Raw genomic sequence first — 16,414 nt, 5'->3', positions numbered from 1 at the left:
AGCCGTTCCCCCCCGCGAAAGCGGGGGGCCAGAGCCACGGGCGATACCGCTTGCGGCGCTGGACCCCCGCTTTCGCGGGGGAACTAGGTGTTTGACGTTGCCGGGCGGCTCCCGCACAATCCGCCGGATGCCAGTGTCCCGCGTTTCCGGCCCATCGGTGGCGTTCGATCGCGTTTCGAAGCGCTATCCGGGCGGCGCTGTCGCGGTCGATGATGTCTCGGTCGAGATCGCCGGCGGCAGCTTCGTCGCGCTGGTCGGGGCGTCGGGATCGGGCAAGTCGACCCTGCTCAAGATGGTCAACCGGCTGATCGTGCCGAGCGCGGGCGGTATCCGCATTGGCGACGCGGACGTCGCGGCGGGGGACGCGCATCTGTTGCGGCGGCGGATCGGCTACGTGTTCCAGAATATCGGCCTGTTCCCGCATCTGAACGTGGGCGAGAATATCGCGATCGGGCTGCGGCTGACCGGCGGCAAGGATCGCGCCGGGCGCGCGGCGGACCTGCTCGATCTGGTCGATCTGCCGCGCGATTTCGCCAGCCGTATGCCCGATGCGCTCTCGGGCGGGCAGCGCCAGCGCGTCGGCGTTGCGCGCGCGCTCGCGCTCGAACCGGGGCTAATGCTGATGGACGAGCCGTTCGGTGCGCTCGATCCGGTGACGCGCGACCAACTCGGCACCGCGATTCGCGCGCTGCACGACCGGCTCGGCCTCACCACGATCATGGTGACTCACGATATGGCCGAGGCGCTGATCCTCGCCGATCGCGTGCTGGTGATGGCGGGCGGGAGGATCGTCGCCGACGCCACACCGCAGGCGCTGCTCAAGGGTGAGGGCGGGGCGGAGGCCGACGCGCTGGTCGCGGTGCCGCGCGAACAGGCGCGGCGGTTGCGCGAGATTGGCGGCGGGGCATGAGCGCCTTCCTCGATGCGATGCAGCGCGTGCCGCCGTTGCTGGCGCAGCATCTGGTGCTGGCGTTCTCGGCGTTGCTGCTGGGAATCGTCATCAGCCTGCCGCTGGCGATCCTTTCGGCGCGGCGGCCGGGGGTGGCGCGCTTCGCGCTCGGGTTCGCGAGCCTGATCCAGACGATCCCGACGCTGGCGCTGCTCGCGTTGTTCTATCCGCTGCTGCTGTCGCTGTCGGCCTTGGTCGGCGGCGGGATTCCCGCGCTGGGCTTCCTGCCCTCGCTGCTCGCGCTGACGCTGTACGGACTGTTGCCGATCCTGCGCAACGCCGTGACTGGCCTGCTCGGGATCGATCCGGCGGTGATCGAGGCGGCGGACGGGGTGGGGATGACCGCGTGGCAGAAGCTGCGGCTGGTCGAGGCGCCTTTGGTCGCGCCGGTGGTGATGGCGGGCATCCGCACCGCCGCGGTGTGGACGATCGGCGCGGCGACGCTCTCCACCACGGTCGGGCAGGCGAGCCTTGGCGACATGATCTTCGCTGGCCTCCAGACTCAGAACTGGGCGCTGGTGCTGGCCGGGTGCTTCAGCGCGGCGGCGCTGGCGCTGGCGGTGGATGCGCTGCTCGGGGTGGTCGAGCGTGGCATCGCCCGGCGGCGGCGCGGCGCGGTGTGGGGTGCGCTCGCGGCGTTGGCGATCGGCGCGGGAGTGGCGCTCGCGCCGATGTGGCCGAGCGGGGAGACTCGCGTCGTGATCGGCGCGAAGGGGTTCTCCGAGCAATATATCCTCGCGCGCGTGATTGGGCATCGGCTGGAGGCGGCCGGCTACCGTGTCGCCTATCGCGAGGGGCTGGGGTCGGGGATCGCGCTCGGCGCGCTCTCGGGCGGGGATATCGACGTCTATGTCGATTATACCGGCACGATCTGGGCGGATACGATGAAGCGCACCGACGTGCCGCCGCGCGCCGCGATCTTCGCAGGGGTGCGCGACTGGGCGGCAAGCACGCGCGGCGTGACGGTGCTCGGCGGGCTCGGGTTCGAGAACGCCTATGCGTTCGCGATGCGCGGGGATGATGCCGCGCGGCGCGGGGTGAAGACGATCGCCGATCTCGTCCCGATCGCGCCGAAGCTGCGGCTGGCGACCGACATCGAGTTTCTCGACCGGCCCGAATGGGCGGCGGTGAAGCGGGCCTATGGCTTGGAGTTCGGATCGGCGCACCCGTATCAGCCGACTTTCATGTACCGCGCGCTGGAAAGCGGCGCCGCCGATGTGATCCCGGCGTTTTCGTCGGACGGGCGGATCGCGGCGGACAAATTGACGGTATTGGGCGATCCCAAGGGGGCGATCCCGGGCTATGACGCGATCCTGCTGCTGTCGCCCAAACATGCGAAGGACGTGCGGTTTCAGGCGGTGCTGAAGCCGCTGATCGGTCGGATTTCGGTCGAGACGATGCGCGAGGCGAATTATCTGGTCGATCGCGATGCCGACAAGAAATCGCCCGAGCAGGCGGCGCGGTGGCTTGAGAAACGGGTGGGACTCTAACCGTTCCCTCGCGAAATAGCTGTTCCCCCGCGAAAGCGGGGGTCCAGAGCCGCAGGCGCGGCGCTTGTGGCTCTGGACCCCCGCTTTCGCGGGGGAACGGCTATTCCGTCGCCCCGGCGCAGGCCGGGGCCGGTGTGTAATTTGGCGAGCCGACCGCACACGACTCAGCGGCCCCGGCCTGCGCCGGGGCGACGTTATCGGCGAACCGCCGTCAGGAAATAGTCTAGGCTCAGGTCGTCGGAGAGGACGAAGCCCTTGGCGGGGGAGAAGCTCAGCCCGCGCCGGTCGATCACGCGCATGCCGGCGTCGGCGAGCAGCGCTTCGAGCGCGTCGGGCTTGAGGAACTTGTCCCAGTCGTGCGTGCCCTTGGGGATTCGCCCCGAGCCTTCGCCGAGCGTGATCATCGCGATCCGCGAGGCGAGCGTGCGGTTGGGGGTGGAGAGGACCATCAGCCCGCCTTCCGCCAGCGCCCCCGTGAGGCCGGTGATGAACGCGGCGGGATCGGTGACGTGTTCGATCACCTCCATGCTGGTGACGAGATCGAAGCGCTCGCCGCCGAGGTCTTCGACGCTGCCGGCGCGATAGTCGATCGTGAGGCCCGACAGCGCGGCATGGGCGCGCGCGACGCCGATATTCTCGGGCGCGGCGTCGAGCCCGGTCACATCCGCGCCGAGCCGGGCGAGCGGCTCGCACAACAGACCGGCGCCGCAGCCGACATCGAGCGCGCGCTTGCCGGCGAGCGGGGTGAAGCCAGCGGGATCGATATCCCAATGCGCGTCGATCTGTTCGCGCAGATAGCGCAGGCGTGGCGGGTTGAGCCGGTGCAGCATCGCCGAGCTGCCCTTCGGGTTCCACCAGTCGGCGGCGAGCGTGCCGAAATGCGCCGCTTCCTGCGGGTCGATCGTGGTGGTGGTCATCGCGCCGTCTTTCCGTCCGGGGTGTCGCGCCCGGCATTATTGTAATTATGACACCCTAGCTGGGCTTTCCGTGCTGGAAAGTTAGCTTGGCTTGCCATCGTGATGCGCGGTTCCTATCAGGACGCCCCTTCCAACCCAAGGATTTTGCGACACCCCAATGGCGCGCATCGTGATGAAATTCGGCGGCACCTCGATGGCCGGGATGGAACGCATCCGGAGCGTGGCGGCGCGGGTCAAACGCGAGGTCGCGGCGGGCAACCAGGTCGCAGTGGTGGTCTCGGCGATGGCGGGCGAAACCGACCGGCTGGTCGGCTTCTGCCGCGAAGCCTCGTCGCTGTACGACCCTAAGGAATATGACGTCGTCGTCTCGGCAGGCGAGCAGGTGACGAGCGGGCTGCTCGCGATCGCGCTTCAGGCGGCGGGGGTGCCGGCGCGGAGCTGGCTCGGCTGGCAATTGCCGATCCACACCTCGGACGCGCACGCATCGGCGCGGATCGGCGCGATCGACACCGAGGCGCTCGACGCAAGTCTGGCGCGCGGCGAGGTCGCGGTGATTCCCGGTTTCCAGGGCGTGACCGACGACCAGCGCATCACCACGCTCGGGCGCGGCGGATCGGACACGTCGGCGGTCGCCGTGGCGGCGGCGATGAAGGCGGATCGCTGCGATATCTATACGGACGTGGACGGGGTCTACACCACCGATCCGCGCATCGTACCGCGCGCGCGGAAGTTGAAGCGTGTGACCTATGAGGAAATGCTCGAACTCGCCAGCGTCGGCGCCAAGGTGTTGCAGACGCGCTCGGTGGGTCTGGCGATGAAGGAACAGGTCCGCGTGCAGGTGCTGTCGTCGTTCACCGGCGAAGACGCACCGATGGCCGATACACTGCCCGGCACGATGATCGTCGGGGAAGAGGAGATAGACGACGTGGAACGCCAGCTCATCACCGGCATCGCGCACGACAAGAACGAAGCCAAGATCACGCTGACGGCGGTGCCCGACACCCCCGGCGCGGTCGCGGCGATCTTCGAGCCGCTCGCGGGTGCCAACATCAACGTCGACATGATCATCCAGAACATCGCGCATAACGCGGGGTCCACCGACGTGACCTTCACCGTGCCGCAGGCCGATCTGGCGCGCTCGATCGAGGCGCTCAACCAGGCGCGCGGCAAGATCGGCTTCGCCGAGCTGGTGCATGACACGCGCGTCGCCAAGATCTCGGTGGTGGGCGTGGGGATGCGCAGCCACGCCGGCGTGGCGAGCACGATGTTCACGACGCTGGGCGCGCGGGGGATCAACATTCAGGCGATCTCGACGAGCGAAATCAAGGTCAGCGTGCTGATCCACGAGGATGAGACCGAACTGGCGGTGCGCGTGCTGCACACGGCTTACGGGCTGGACGCGGAGGATGTCGCGGCCTGATACGTGTCGTCACCCCAGCGCACGCTGGGGTCTCGTCGTAATCAGGCGGTCTGAGTCTCACCGAGAGATCCCAGCTTGCGCTGGGATGACGCAGGCTCCGTAAGAAGGACGCGCGCCGCGCCCAGCTCGAGAGAATCCTACCAGACCTCGATCGTCGGGTTGATGCCACCTTTCTTGGTGCTGTGCGTGGCGTGCATCACGATGCGGCTCGGTACGAAGCTGTCGCCCTTGTAGTCGGGCGTCACCTCGAGCTTGTCGACAAGGCCTTCGCTGACGAAGCGGTGCAGCGTGCCGAGGATCAGCTCGCGCGCCGCCGCCGCTTCGGGGGTGATGTAGATGGCGTTTTCGCGGACGTCCTCGCCGCCGAATTCGGCTGGGAAGAGCAGGACGCGGACCAGTTTGCCCTGGCGCGCCAGCGCCTCGGCGGCGGCGAGGCTGGTGACGGTGCTGAAATCGGGTTTCATGGCGGCTCTCTTGGCTGGAGGCGGTGCGGGCGCCGCGAGCGGCGCGGCGGTCATCAGCGCGAGCGCGAGGATCATGCATCGTCTCCGATCAGATGCGCGGCGATTCGCCGGCGGTGGGGCGCGTGGCGGTGTTCGAAGACGTAGATGCCCTGCCACGTGCCGAGCGCCATCCGCCCGCCCATCACCGGGATCGACAGGCTGGTCGCGGTGAGCGCGGCGCGCAGGTGCGCTGGCATGTCGTCGGGGCCTTCGTCGTCGTGTTCGTACGCACCGCTCTCGGGCGCGATCCGCGCGAAATAGCGTTCGATGTCGCGCGCGGCGGCGGGGGCGGCGTTTTCCTGAACCAGCAGCGAAGCCGAGGTGTGGCGCAGCAGCAGCGTCAGCAGCCCGGTTTCGATACCTGTATCCGCGACCCAGCGGGCGACGGCGGCGGTGCAATCGTGCAGGCCCTGGCCGGGCGTGGCGACGACGAACTCGGTGGCGGACTGGCGGAGCATCGCGCGTGTTTACGGGACATCGCGCGCCAGCCCAACCCGATACCGAAGCACGGCTTTCTTTTCATATCGGAAATCCTCTAAGGGCCGCTGCGATGACCAGCATGACCAGCGGCGCGGCGCGCCTCACCCAGCTCATGGCGCGCGGCGCCGAATTCCTCGGCAGCGAGGTCGCGATCCTGTGCGGCGCGATGTCGTGGGTGTCGGAGCGCAATCTCGTCGCGGCGATGTCGAACGCGGGCGGGTTCGGGCTGATCGCATGCGGCGCGATGACCCCCGAGTTGCTCGATGCCGAGATTGCCGGCACCAAGGCGCTGACGAGCAAGCCGTTCGGCGTCAACCTCATCACCATGCACCCGCAATTGATGGACCTGATCGCGGTCTGCACGCGCCACGATGTCACGCATGTCGTGCTCGCGGGCGGTTTGCCGCCGGCGGGGAGCATCGAGGCGATCAAGGCGGGCGGCGCCAAGCTGATCTGCTTCGCGCCCGCGCTCAGCCTCGCCAAGAAGCTGATCCGCAGCGGCGTCGATGCGCTCGTCGTCGAGGGTATGGAAGCGGGCGGGCATATCGGCCCGGTCTCGACCAGCGTGCTCGCGCAGGAGATTCTGCCCGAGGTCGCCGACAAGGTGCCGGTGTTCGTCGCCGGGGGAATCGGCCGCGGCGAGGCGATCGCGGCGTATCTGGAGATGGGCGCGGCGGGCGTGCAGCTCGGCACGCGCTTCGTCTGCGCGACCGAATCGATCGCGCACGCCAATTTCAAGAAGGCGTTCCTGCGCGCCTCGGCGCGCGACGCGGTGGCGAGCGTGCAGATCGACCCGCGCCTGCCGGTGATCCCGGTGCGTGCGCTGAAGAACGCCGGCGCGGAACTGTTCACCGCCAAGCAGCGCGAGGTTGCGGCGTCGCTCGACGAGGGCAAGGTCGCGATGGCCGAGGCGCAGTTGCAGATCGAGCATTACTGGGCGGGCGCACTTCGCCGCGCGGTGATCGATGGCGATATCGAGCATGGCAGCGTGATGGCCGGCCAGTCGGTCGGCATGGTGACGAAGGAAGAGCCGGTCGCGGAGATCATCGCGACGTTGATGCGCGAGGCCGAAGTGGCGCTGGCGAAGCGGGGCTGATCCTTTCCGTCACGCCAGCGAAAGCTGGCGTCTCGCCGTGAGGTTCCGGACGGTCGAGCTTGGCGACGGTGCGCGCCTTCGCGGGAGACCCCAGCTTTCGCTGGGGTGACGAAATTTTGCGGTGCGGTCCCCAAGCGTCATGCCAGCGAAAGCTGGCATCTCCCCGTGTGACTCGATACGATCGCCCCGTGCAGCGGGGCGGCTGGACGTATCTGATGGCGAGCAAGCCGCATGGCATGCTTTATATCGGCGTGACCGCACATCTTGCCGCGCGCGTCGATCAGCATCGGCGTGACGTCGGATCGGCATATTGCCGAGGCTACGGTATCAAGACTTTGGTGTACGCTGAACGCTTCGATACGATCCAAGAGGCGATCAGCCGCGAGAAGGCGCTCAAGGCCTGGAAGCGGGCGTGGAAGGATCAATTGATCGACAGCGCCAATCCCGAATGGCGCGACCTCTACGACACGCTCGCCTAGCCGCGCGAGACCCCAGCGTGCGCTGGGGTGACGAAGAAGGACGAAAACTCCGACATGACGGGTTTGCGAGACCGTCTCGCTTCGGTACAGCCGTGTTCATGTCGCACTGCGCCACAGACTTGCCGAGCGAAGGGCGTATCGTCGGGCACGAGCATCATCTGCCGGTACGCGTGTATTTCGAGGATACCGACCTGTCGGGCATGGTCTATCACGCCAATTACCTGAAATTCATGGAGCGGGGCCGGTCGGACATGCTGCGCGTGCTCGGCATCGACCAGCAGGGCGCGCATGCGGCGGGCGAGGGCAATTATGCGGTGACGGCGCTGGCGATTCGCTACCGTGCGCCCGCGCGGCTCGGCGATGCGTTGATCGTCACGACCGGGCTGGACCGGCTGGGCGCCGCATCGCTGTCCATTCAGCAACGAGTCATGCGCGACACCGTTTTACTGGCCGAGGCCGACGTGACGGTCGCGTTCGTCGCGCCCTCGGGCCGGGCGCGGCGCCAGCCGGCGGCGTGGATCGAGGCGTTCGGGCAATTTCTGCCCGCGCGCGCAGCGGCAACAGATGTGAATCAGGGGGAAAGTCCCAAGTGAACCTGTTCTTCAACACCGACGCGACCAGCCTGTCGCCGGTCGCGCTCTTCATTCAGGCCGACTGGATCGTGAAGATCGTGATGCTGGGGCTATTGCTCGCGAGCATCTGGACCTGGGCGATCATCATCGGTTTCCTGATGCGGCTCGGCAAGATCCGCAAAGGCGTGAAGCGTTTCGAGCGCGATTTCTGGAAGGCCGAGGATATCGACGCTTTCTACCGGATCGAAGGCGAGAACCCGCTGCCGACCGCGCGCGTGTTCTCGGCCGGCGTGAAGGAGTGGCGCCGCTCGACGGTGGGTGGCACGATCGACCGCGACGGCACGCGCGAGCGGCTGGCGACGGCGATGGGCGCTGCTGTCGCCGGTGAGATCGACGAGCTTTCGGACGGGTTGAACGTGCTGGCGACGGTGGGTTCGGTCGCGCCGTTCGTCGGGCTGTTCGGCACCGTCTGGGGCATCATGCACAGCTTCACCGAGATTGCCGCCAAGCAGAATTCGTCGCTCGCGGCGGTCGGCCCCGGCATCGCCGAGGCGCTGTTCGCCACCGCGATCGGGCTGTTCGCGGCGATTCCGGCGGTGATCGCGTACAACCGTTTCAGCCACGGCATCAACCGAATCGAGGCGCGGCTCAACCGCTTCGCCGACGGCTTCCATGCGACGCTCAGCCGTCAGCTCGAAGCCGAGGGGACGCGCTGAGCCGTGTCGATGAACCTTCCCTCGCAGCGCGGCCGCGGCCGGCGCGCGCCGATGGCGGAGATCAACGTCACGCCGCTGGTCGACGTGATGCTGGTGCTGCTCATCATCTTCATGGTGACGGCGCCGCTGATGACGGCGGGCGTGCCGGTCGATCTGCCCGACAGCCGCGCCAAACCGCTCGACCAGCAGCAACAGCCGGTCGAAATCTCGATCGAGCGCGACGGCACGCTGCATGTCGGCAAGGACGAGATCAGCGACGACATGCTGCCCGATGTGCTCGCGCAGGTCGCGCAGAAGGGCGAAGATGGCAAGCCGCCGCAGGTGTTCCTGCGCGCCGACAAGGGGCTCGATTACGGCAAGGTGATGCGCGTGATGGGCGAGCTCAACCGCGCCGGGCTCAACCGGGTCGCGCTGCTGACGGTCGGCAAGGACGACCAGTGAGCGGTGGGACGGTGAAGACCGTGCGGCAGGCGGAGGGCGCGCGCTGATGCAACGCGCCGAGAAGATCGGCCTCGGCGTCGCTTTCGCCGGGCACATCCTGCTGTTCGCGCTTCTGTCGGTGAGCTTCCACCCGCCGATCGACCCCGCGCTGTACAAGCCCAAGCCGATCGAAGTCTCACTGGCAGAGGATGTCGCGCTCGAGGCGCAGGCGCCCAAGGCGGTCGAGCCGCCCGCGCAGTCCAAGGCGCCCGACCAGGGCGCGCCCGAGGATGCCGCTCCGCCGGCGCCGCAGCCCGAGCCTGAGCCCGAACCCGAAAAGGCGCCCGCGCCGCCCAAGCCGCAGCCCAAGCCCGAGCCCCCCGCCAAGGCGCCGCCGAAGCCCGCAGCCAAGCCCGAGCCTGCCCCCGCGCCGAAACCGAAGCCGGTTCCCAAGCCCGAAAAGCCGAAACCGGAGAAGAAGCCGGTCGAGGCGAAGGAGTCTAAGGCCGAGCCGAAGAAGACGACGGCCAAGCCCGACAGTAAGGCGGAGGCGAAGAAGAGCCCGGCCAAGCCGAACACCGCCAAGGCTGAGCCCAAGCACGCCGCCGCCGCGCCGACCAAGGCGCAGACGCCGCCGTCCAAGGCCAAGGGCACGGGCAGCAACGCCAAGTCGACGCTCAAGCGTCCGCGCGGCTCGCTGCTCGACGACGATTTCCGCAAAGGGCTGGTGCAGACGCCGTCGCCGTCGAAGTCGGTCGCGCCGATCGCCGCCAAGATCGACGCCAAATCGCTCGCCAGCATCCAGCAGGCGATTCAGCGCCAGATCCAGCCATGCGCCGACAAGCAGGTGATCCCGGGACCGGGCGCGACCGATATCGTGACCGTGCTCAACCTGCGGCTCAACAAGGATGGCACGCTCTCGGCCACGCCGAAGATGGTGCGCCAGTCGGGCACCGACGATCAGAACGAGCGCTACGCGCAACGTGTCGTCGATCTGGGCGTTGCTGCGTTCAAGGGGTGTTCGCCGCTCAAACTGCCGCCGGAATATTATTCGACGCCCAGCGGTGGCTGGAACAACCTCAATTATATCTGGAAGCTCGGAGGCTCTCGCTGATGCGTGCTCGCTCAATCGACATATTACGGGGCGTGCTGGCGCTTGGCGTCGCCGTCGCGGTGCCGGCCGGTGCGCAGATCGCGCCCGCCGCGCCTTCGGCTCCGCTCCAGCAGCCCGGACAACAGCCGGGCCAGCCGACAGGCCAGCCGACCGACGGACCTGCCGCCGGACAGGCGCCGCCGCCGCTCGAAGTGTCGGTGACGGGCGGTATCGCAGCACCACTCGGCATCGCGATTCCGGTGATGCCGACCGCGCAGGCGGTCGATACGGCGGCCGGGCGGACCGACGTGCTCGGCCAGCAATTGTCGCAGATCGTCACAAACGACCTCAAGAGCTCTGGGCTGTTCAAGCCGGTTGGCGCCAATGCGCTCAAGAGCGTACCCTACCCGGAAGTGACCGCGCCGACGTTCGATTATTGGGGCGGTGCGGGCGCCTCGGCGCTGGTGCAGGGTTTCGTGCGCGCCAATGGCGACGGTACGCTGACGGTCGGCTGTTATCTGTACGACGTGTTCGCGCGCACCGAACTGGCACGGGCTGGCTTCGTGGTGTCGCCAGGGGAATGGCGCCGCGCCGGGCATAAATGCGCCGACACGATCTACGCCAAGCTGACCGGCGAAGGGCCGTATTTCGACAGCCGGGTCGTCTATGTCGCGGAGAGCGGCCCGAAGGGGCGGCGAATCAAGCGGCTGGCGATCATGGACCAGGACGGCGCCAACCACCGCTTCCTCACCAACGGCCAGTCGATCGTGCTGACGCCGCGCTTCACGCCCGACCAGCGCGCGATCGTGTATATGAGCTACGTCGGCGACAAGCCGGCGATCTACGTCTACGATATCGCCCGCGCGACCCAGCGGCTGTTGGTGCCGGCGGCCAACCTCAGCTTCGCGCCGCGCGTCTCGCCCGATGGCAAATGGGTGCTGTTCTCCAAGGCGGTCGCGGGCAGCACCAACATCTATCGCGTGCCGCTCAGCGGCGGACAGGCGCAAAGGCTGACCGACACGCCCGGCATCGACACTGGCGGCAGCTACTCGCCCGACGGCAGCCGGATCGTGTTCGAGAGCGACCGTTCGGGATCGCAGCAGCTTTACGTGATGAACGCGGACGGATCGAACCCGCGCCGGATCAGCTTCGGTGGCGGGCGCTACGCGACGCCGGTGTGGAGCCCGCGCGGCAATCTGATCGCGTTCACGCGGATGGCGGGCAATTTCCGCATCGGCGTGATGAGCCCGGCGGGCGGCGAAGAGCATCTGCTCACCGACGATTGGCAGGATGAAGGCCCGACCTGGTCGCCCAACGGCCGCGTGCTGATGTTCTTCCGTTCCGGGCGCGGCGGCGGCGGCACGGCCGATCTGTGGTCGGTCGATCTGACCGGCGTCAACGAACGTCGCCTCACCACGCCGCTCGACGGATCCGATCCGGCGTGGGGACCGTTACGCCCCTGACTCGACATTGACTCTCGGCGGCCGGGGTACGATGCCGGGATGTTCTGAGTGACGATATCCGACTGACAGAAGGAGAAGCCACATGGCAAGATTGACCACGACGTTCCTCATCGCCGCCTCAATCATCGCGATGGCTGGCTGCGCCAAGAAGCCGCCGGCCGAGATTCCGCCGCCGCCGGGCGCCAGCGGCCCTGTGTCCGGGGGTGATTCTTCCGTAGTTCCGGGTTCGCGCGCCGATTTCGAGCGCTCGGTGACGAGCAACACGATCCACTTCGATCTCGACAAATACGACATCAACGGCGAAGCGCGCGCGACGCTCGACAGCCAGGCGGCGTGGCTTACCAAATATCCGAACGTGCCGATCAGCCTGGAAGGGCATTGCGACGAGCGCGGCACCCGCGAATACAACCTCGCGCTCGGCGACCGGCGCGCCAATTCGGCGAAGAACTATCTCGCCTCGCGCGGCGTGAACCCGTCGCGGATCTCGACGATCAGCTACGGCAAGGAACGCCCGATCGCGCTCGGCTCGGACGAAGCGGCCTGGGCGCAGAACCGTCGTGCGGTGACGATCGTCCTGAACTGATCGATCTTTCCGGGAGTGAGGAAAGGCGCGGGGAGCGATCCCCGCGCCTTTTTTGTTGCCGTGCGAACCCGGTTCTCCCGCGCAAGCGGGAGTCCAGAGCCGCGAGCGCTGCGCTGCTTGGCCCTGGACCCCCGCTTTCGCGGGGGAACAGGAAGCGAGGAGGCTTGCGGTCGCAGTTTAGCCGATATAAATATGATATCACTTTAGCAGGAGGAAATGATGTCCGAGTCGGGATCGAGGAACACCGCGCTGACGCTGTCGAGCGAGCGCGCGGCGGCGACGTCGAGCGGTTACGTCATGCTGTTGGTGATGCTCGTCGCGCTGATCGTCGGGATCTACGGCGCGTCGCAAATGCAGGACGCGCCCGCGCTGGGCGGCGCTTTGATCGCGGCGGCGGCCGTCGTCGTGCTGTTCGTCGCCTGCGGCTTCTACATGCTCCAGCCCAACCGGGCGGCGGCGCTGCTGCTGTTCGGCAGCTACAAGGGTACCGACCGCACGACCGGCTTACGCTGGAAGTGGCCGTGGTATGCGCAGCGCACGATCTCGCTGCGATCCAACAACATGATTTCCGAGCGGCTCAAGGTGAACGATCTGCGCGGCAACCCGATCGAGATCGCCGCGCAGGTGGTGTGGCGCGTCACCGACACCGCGCAGGCGCTGTTCGACATCGACGATTACAAGGCGTTCGTGGTCGTCCAGATCGAGGCGGCGGTGCGGACGATCGGCGCGCGCTATCCGTATGACGATTACGAGCATCAGGAGATCACGCTGCGCGGCAACCACGAGCAGGTCGCCGACGAACTCCGCACCGAACTGCTCGCGCGGCTGAAGGTCGCGGGGATCACGGTCGACGAATGCGGCTTCACGCACCTCGCCTATGCGCCCGAGATCGCCGGGGCGATGCTGCGGCGGCAGCAGGCGCAGGCGGTGGTCGCGGCGCGCAAGACCCTGGTCGAGGGTGCGGTCGGCATGGTCGAGATGGCGCTCGACCTGCTGAGCGCGAAGGGCGTCGTCGAACTCGACGACGAGCGGCGCGCGGCGATGGTCTCCAACCTGATGGTGGTGCTGTGCGGGGAGCGCGACACCCAGCCGGTCGTCAACACCGGCACACTTTATCAGTAAGGCACGGGGCGGTGGCTAACCCTCCGCGGAAGGCGTTTCCATTGCGCCTCGACCCCGCGCTGTACGCGGCGGTCGAGCGCGCGGCGGCGGCGGACCTGCGGAGCGTCAACGCCGAGTTCGAATGCCTGCTGCGCGAAGCGCTGACGCGGCGGGGCGTGAAGCTGGACGCGCCGACACCGGCCAAACGCGGCCGGCCGCCCAAATCGGAGGATGACGATGCTTGACGAGGTGAAGGCGCATTTCCGCGCGCGCGAAGGCTATTGGTTCGTGCCCAAATGGTTCGGCTTCGGCGCGACGCCGGTGACGTGGCAGGGCTGGGCGGTGATGCTGGGCTTCCTCGCCGCTTTGGTGGCGACGACGCGGTTGATGCCGGTCGGTGTGCCGCGCATCGTCGCGTACGTCGCGCTGATCGCCGCGTTCGGCGTGGTGGCGGCCAACAAGACCGGGCTGCGGTGGCGCTGGGGCAACCGCGAGGATCGTTGACGCGTGTCGAGAGTCTCTGACGAATTGTACCATATCGGTTAAAAACTTCTGTCCTACAGCATGACGCCCGGTTTAAGGGAGTCGTTATGGTGGCAAATCGCGACCGGCGGGGCGCGGGGACAGGAGGCGGCGATGACCGATATGGCGAGCGCCGGCTGGACGGCAGCGGCACGGACGATCTTTCTCGATACGCTCGCGCTGAGCGGCGATGTGGCGCGATCGGCCGAGGCGGCGGGGCGGACTCCCGCTTCGGCCTATGCGTTGCGTCGGCATGATCCGGCCTTCGCGGACGGGTGGGAAGAGGCGCTGGACTCGGCGTATGCGCGGCTTGAGGACGAGTTGCTGGCACGCGCGATCGACGTGAACGCGCGCGAGGTCGGGACGTTCGACCAGGCTTTGGCGCTCAAGATGCTTGCGCGTCATGAGACCCGGCGGGCCCGACCGAACGCGCCGCGCGAGGCGATGCCGCGCATGGCTTCGATGGCGGAGGTCGAACAGGCGCTGTTGGGCAAGCTCGCGGCGCTCGGCAAACGGCTGCCGGCGAAGGCATGACCGAAACAAGAATGGTCGAAGTGTTGGCGATGCTCGCGTCGTTGCCGCCGGACAAACAGGTGAAGATGATCGAAAGTCTCGACGCTCCCGTCAAACGTACGCTGGTGCGGACGTGGGCGTTGTGCGCGCACCAAGGGCAGTATCGCCCGGAAGGCGATTGGCGGGTGTGGCTGGTCCGTGCCGGGCGCGGTTTCGGCAAGACGCGCGCGGGGGCGGAATGGGTCAGCCAGATCGCGCGCGATCTGCCGGGTGCGCGGATCGCTCTGGTCGGCGCGACGATCGAGGATGTGACACGGGTGATGGTGGAGGGTGACAGTGGCATATTGTCGGTGGCGATGCCGGGCGAGCGGATCGACTGGCATCGCAGTTCGGGCGAACTGGTGTTCATGTCGGGCGCGCGCGCCTTCACCTATTCGGCCGAGGCGCCCGAAAAACTGCGCGGGCCGCAGCATCACGCCGCCTGGTGCGACGAAATCGCCAAATGGCGGCGCGCGGACGCGGCATGGGACAATCTGATGCTCGGGCTGCGGCTCGGCGCGGAACAGCAGGTGATGGTGACGACGACGCCGCGCGCGGTGCCGCTGCTGCGGCGGATCATGGCGATCAAGGGACTCGAAGAGTCGCGCGGGCGGACTCACGACAACCACCATCTCGGCGAGGGCTTCATCGCCGCGATCGAGCAAGGCTATGGCGGCACGCGGCTCGGCCGGCAGGAGATCGACGGCGAGCTGATCGAGGATCTGCCGGGGGCGTTGTGGACTCGCGGCGGCATCGAGGCGTGCCGGGTGGCGCGTGCGCCGGCGCTGGTGCGCGTGGTGGTGGGGGTCGATCCGCCGGCGGGAAGCGCGAGCGGCGAGGGCGACGCGTGCGGCATCGTCGCGGCGGGGCTGGGCGAGGATGGTCATGCGTATGTGATCGAGGATGCCAGCGTCGTCGGGGAAAGCCCCGAGGGATGGGCGCGCGCGGTGGTGGCGTGCGCCGGGCGGCACGCCGCCGACCGCGTGGTGGCCGAGGTCAATCAGGGCGGGCAGATGGTGCGATCGGTGCTCGAACGAGTCGATCCCGGCCTGCCGATTGCCACCGTCAGCGCGACGCGCGGCAAGGCGGCGCGCGCGGAGCCGGTGTCGGTCGAATATGGGCGGGGGCGGGTGCATCATGTCGGCGCGTTTCCGGGGCTGGAGGACGAGATGTGCGGTCTGGTCGCGGGCGGGCGCTATCAGGGGCCGGGCCGCTCGCCCGACCGGGCGGATGCCCTGGTGTGGGCGCTGGCGGTGCTGCTGCCGGGACGGGTGGGGATGGCTGCGGTGCGGGGACTCTAGCGTCGCCCCGGCGGAGGCCGGGGCGACGGGCTGGGCGATTGGCTTTTAGGGCGCTAGGAGGACGGATGGTTCCGAGAATATTGATCGATAGCGCACAGGTGCCGGGCGGCGGCGAAATGCGGCTGGTGCAGCGTGGCACCGACTTCTTCATCATGCTCGGTGTCGAGGAATTGATGAGCAGCCGGATGAGCGGTTCCGAGGAGGCGCTGGCGACGCTGGCGTGCGATCGGGTGACGGGCGCGGCGCCGCATTTCCTGATCGGCGGCTATGGCATGGGCTTCACGTTGCGCGCGGCGCTGGCGCGGCTCGGGCCGCAGGCGAGCGTGTCTGTGGCGGAACTGGTGCCGCAGGTGATCGACTGGGCGCGCGGGCCGATGGCGGCGCTGACCGGCGACAGCCTCGACGACCGCCGTGTGGAGATCCTCACCGAGGATGTCGGCGCGGTGATCGCCGGCGGGCGGGGCGCGTATGACGCGATCCTGCTCGATGTCGATAACGGTCCCGATGGTCTCACGCGGCGCGGCAACGACCGGCTGTACTCGGCGCGCGGGCTGGAGGCGGCGCGGGGCGCGCTTCGGCCCGGCGGGGTGCTGGCGATCTGGTCGGCCGCGCCCGACGTGAAATTCGCCCGGCGGCTCGGCGAGGCCGGGTTCGCGGTGGACGAGGTGACGATCCGCGCGCGTGCCAGCGGCAAGGGCGCGCGGCACGTGATCTGGTTCGGCAAGAAGCCGGGCTGATCTTCGATCTGCTCCCATAA

At 68.1% G+C, this 16,414-nt stretch carries 20 protein-coding genes; 17 read left to right on the top strand and 3 right to left on the bottom strand.

Annotated elements, in window-relative coordinates:
- Window positions 1-127: 127 nt before the first annotated feature.
- Together J0A91_RS01115 and J0A91_RS01110 are read left to right on the top strand one after the other, a co-directional pair.
- Entirely contained in the window at window positions 128-910 is a 783-nt protein-coding gene (locus tag J0A91_RS01115; protein ID WP_069203369.1) for an ATP-binding cassette domain-containing protein, read from the top strand.
- Window positions 907-2,439, top strand: a complete 1,533-nt coding sequence (locus J0A91_RS01110; protein WP_069203368.1) for an ABC transporter permease/substrate-binding protein — start codon at window positions 907-909, stop codon at window positions 2,437-2,439. Before J0A91_RS01115 ends, J0A91_RS01110 begins: the two co-directional genes overlap by 4 nt.
- A 194-nt stretch (window positions 2,440-2,633) precedes the next feature.
- Here J0A91_RS01110 and ubiG read toward each other — a convergent pair whose 3' ends face one another.
- Entirely contained in the window at window positions 2,634-3,356 is a 723-nt protein-coding gene (ubiG, locus tag J0A91_RS01105) for a bifunctional 2-polyprenyl-6-hydroxyphenol methylase/3-demethylubiquinol 3-O-methyltransferase UbiG (protein ID WP_069203367.1), read from the bottom strand.
- A 157-nt stretch (window positions 3,357-3,513) separates the two neighbouring features.
- Between ubiG and J0A91_RS01100 the strand changes: the two genes are divergently transcribed.
- Window positions 3,514-4,776: an aspartate kinase gene (locus J0A91_RS01100; RefSeq protein ID WP_069203366.1), complete on the top strand. Its 1,263-nt coding sequence runs from the start codon at window positions 3,514-3,516 to the stop codon at window positions 4,774-4,776.
- Between the two features lie 137 nt (window positions 4,777-4,913).
- Here the strand turns inward: J0A91_RS01100 and J0A91_RS01095 are convergent, their stop codons facing one another.
- Both J0A91_RS01095 and J0A91_RS01090 read right to left on the bottom strand, forming a co-directional pair.
- A complete protein-coding gene (locus J0A91_RS01095; RefSeq protein ID WP_069203365.1) occupies window positions 4,914-5,315 on the bottom strand; it encodes a hypothetical protein in 402 nt (133 codons plus the stop codon).
- On the bottom strand, window positions 5,312-5,737 hold the full coding sequence (locus J0A91_RS01090) for a secondary thiamine-phosphate synthase enzyme YjbQ (protein ID WP_069203364.1): 426 nt from the start codon (window positions 5,735-5,737) through the stop codon (window positions 5,312-5,314). Before J0A91_RS01090 ends, J0A91_RS01095 begins: the two co-directional genes overlap by 4 nt.
- 101 nt (window positions 5,738-5,838) lie before the next feature.
- On the opposite strand from J0A91_RS01090, the gene J0A91_RS01085 reads away from it, so the two are divergent.
- From J0A91_RS01085 to J0A91_RS01020, 14 genes are all read left to right on the top strand, one after another.
- Window positions 5,839-6,855, top strand: coding sequence for an NAD(P)H-dependent flavin oxidoreductase (locus tag J0A91_RS01085; protein WP_420852824.1), 1,017 nt, complete (start codon window positions 5,839-5,841; stop codon window positions 6,853-6,855).
- 215 nt (window positions 6,856-7,070) lie between these two features.
- A complete protein-coding gene (locus J0A91_RS01080) occupies window positions 7,071-7,334 on the top strand; it encodes a GIY-YIG nuclease family protein (protein WP_069203363.1) in 264 nt (87 codons plus the stop codon).
- 98 nt (window positions 7,335-7,432) lie between these two features.
- Window positions 7,433-7,927 carry a YbgC/FadM family acyl-CoA thioesterase gene (locus J0A91_RS01075; protein ID WP_069203362.1) on the top strand — a complete coding sequence of 165 codons (495 nt, stop codon included), beginning with the start codon at window positions 7,433-7,435 and terminating at the stop codon, window positions 7,925-7,927.
- Window positions 7,924-8,622, top strand: a complete 699-nt coding sequence (gene tolQ / locus J0A91_RS01070) for a protein TolQ (RefSeq protein WP_069203361.1) — start codon at window positions 7,924-7,926, stop codon at window positions 8,620-8,622. The genes J0A91_RS01075 and tolQ overlap by 4 nt, the downstream gene beginning before the upstream one ends.
- 3 nt (window positions 8,623-8,625) lie before the next feature.
- A complete protein-coding gene (tolR, locus tag J0A91_RS01065) occupies window positions 8,626-9,063 on the top strand; it encodes a protein TolR (RefSeq protein WP_069203360.1) in 438 nt (145 codons plus the stop codon).
- Window positions 9,064-9,109: 46 nt separating this feature from the next.
- Window positions 9,110-10,156 (top strand): cell envelope biogenesis protein TolA, encoded by a 1,047-nt coding sequence (locus J0A91_RS01060; RefSeq protein ID WP_069203359.1) that lies wholly within the window; start codon window positions 9,110-9,112, stop codon window positions 10,154-10,156.
- Window positions 10,156-11,598, top strand: a complete 1,443-nt coding sequence (gene tolB, locus J0A91_RS01055; RefSeq protein ID WP_069203358.1) for a Tol-Pal system beta propeller repeat protein TolB — start codon at window positions 10,156-10,158, stop codon at window positions 11,596-11,598. The genes J0A91_RS01060 and tolB overlap by 1 nt, the downstream gene beginning before the upstream one ends.
- A gap of 82 nt (window positions 11,599-11,680) precedes the next feature.
- Window positions 11,681-12,181, top strand: a complete 501-nt coding sequence (pal, locus tag J0A91_RS01050) for a peptidoglycan-associated lipoprotein Pal (RefSeq protein ID WP_069203357.1) — start codon at window positions 11,681-11,683, stop codon at window positions 12,179-12,181.
- 219 nt (window positions 12,182-12,400) lie between these two features.
- Window positions 12,401-13,303, top strand: coding sequence for an SPFH domain-containing protein (locus J0A91_RS01045; RefSeq protein ID WP_069206912.1), 903 nt, complete (start codon window positions 12,401-12,403; stop codon window positions 13,301-13,303).
- 11 nt (window positions 13,304-13,314) lie between these two features.
- Window positions 13,315-13,527, top strand: coding sequence for a type II toxin-antitoxin system antitoxin (locus tag J0A91_RS01040; RefSeq protein ID WP_069203356.1), 213 nt, complete (start codon window positions 13,315-13,317; stop codon window positions 13,525-13,527).
- Window positions 13,520-13,786, top strand: a complete 267-nt coding sequence (locus J0A91_RS01035) for a hypothetical protein (protein ID WP_150126786.1) — start codon at window positions 13,520-13,522, stop codon at window positions 13,784-13,786. Before J0A91_RS01040 ends, J0A91_RS01035 begins: the two co-directional genes overlap by 8 nt.
- A gap of 132 nt (window positions 13,787-13,918) precedes the next feature.
- Entirely contained in the window at window positions 13,919-14,338 is a 420-nt protein-coding gene (locus tag J0A91_RS01030; protein ID WP_069203354.1) for a hypothetical protein, read from the top strand.
- Window positions 14,335-15,657, top strand: a complete 1,323-nt coding sequence (locus J0A91_RS01025) for a DNA-packaging protein (RefSeq protein ID WP_069203353.1) — start codon at window positions 14,335-14,337, stop codon at window positions 15,655-15,657. Before J0A91_RS01030 ends, J0A91_RS01025 begins: the two co-directional genes overlap by 4 nt.
- 65 nt (window positions 15,658-15,722) lie before the next feature.
- Window positions 15,723-16,394 carry a spermidine synthase gene (locus J0A91_RS01020; protein WP_069203352.1) on the top strand — a complete coding sequence of 224 codons (672 nt, stop codon included), beginning with the start codon at window positions 15,723-15,725 and terminating at the stop codon, window positions 16,392-16,394.
- The last annotated feature ends 20 nt before the right edge of the window (window positions 16,395-16,414 follow it).

The sequence above is a fragment of the Sphingomonas panacis genome (assembly GCF_001717955.1).
GTDB lineage: Bacteria > Pseudomonadota > Alphaproteobacteria > Sphingomonadales > Sphingomonadaceae > Sphingomonas > Sphingomonas panacis.
Note: the sequence above shows the minus strand (reverse complement) of the source record. Positions and strands in the feature narration are given on the sequence as shown.

Coding starts and splice junctions, on each gene's coding strand:
- J0A91_RS01115 (WP_069203369.1), top strand. CDS start 128: ATGCCAGTGTCCCGCGTTTCCGGCCCATCGGTGGCGTTCGATCGCGTT.
- J0A91_RS01110 (WP_069203368.1), top strand. CDS start 907: ATGAGCGCCTTCCTCGATGCGATGCAGCGCGTGCCGCCGTTGCTGGCG.
- ubiG (WP_069203367.1), bottom strand. CDS start 3,356: ATGACCACCACCACGATCGACCCGCAGGAAGCGGCGCATTTCGGCACG.
- J0A91_RS01100 (WP_069203366.1), top strand. CDS start 3,514: ATGGCGCGCATCGTGATGAAATTCGGCGGCACCTCGATGGCCGGGATG.
- J0A91_RS01095 (WP_069203365.1), bottom strand. CDS start 5,315: ATGATCCTCGCGCTCGCGCTGATGACCGCCGCGCCGCTCGCGGCGCCC.
- J0A91_RS01090 (WP_069203364.1), bottom strand. CDS start 5,737: ATGCTCCGCCAGTCCGCCACCGAGTTCGTCGTCGCCACGCCCGGCCAG.
- J0A91_RS01085 (WP_420852824.1), top strand. CDS start 5,839: ATGACCAGCGGCGCGGCGCGCCTCACCCAGCTCATGGCGCGCGGCGCC.
- J0A91_RS01080 (WP_069203363.1), top strand. CDS start 7,071: ATGGCGAGCAAGCCGCATGGCATGCTTTATATCGGCGTGACCGCACAT.
- J0A91_RS01075 (WP_069203362.1), top strand. CDS start 7,433: ATGTCGCACTGCGCCACAGACTTGCCGAGCGAAGGGCGTATCGTCGGG.
- J0A91_RS01060 (WP_069203359.1), top strand. CDS start 9,110: ATGCAACGCGCCGAGAAGATCGGCCTCGGCGTCGCTTTCGCCGGGCAC.
- tolB (WP_069203358.1), top strand. CDS start 10,156: ATGCGTGCTCGCTCAATCGACATATTACGGGGCGTGCTGGCGCTTGGC.
- pal (WP_069203357.1), top strand. CDS start 11,681: ATGGCAAGATTGACCACGACGTTCCTCATCGCCGCCTCAATCATCGCG.
- J0A91_RS01045 (WP_069206912.1), top strand. CDS start 12,401: ATGTCCGAGTCGGGATCGAGGAACACCGCGCTGACGCTGTCGAGCGAG.
- J0A91_RS01035 (WP_150126786.1), top strand. CDS start 13,520: ATGCTTGACGAGGTGAAGGCGCATTTCCGCGCGCGCGAAGGCTATTGG.
- J0A91_RS01030 (WP_069203354.1), top strand. CDS start 13,919: ATGACCGATATGGCGAGCGCCGGCTGGACGGCAGCGGCACGGACGATC.
- J0A91_RS01025 (WP_069203353.1), top strand. CDS start 14,335: ATGACCGAAACAAGAATGGTCGAAGTGTTGGCGATGCTCGCGTCGTTG.
- J0A91_RS01020 (WP_069203352.1), top strand. CDS start 15,723: ATGGTTCCGAGAATATTGATCGATAGCGCACAGGTGCCGGGCGGCGGC.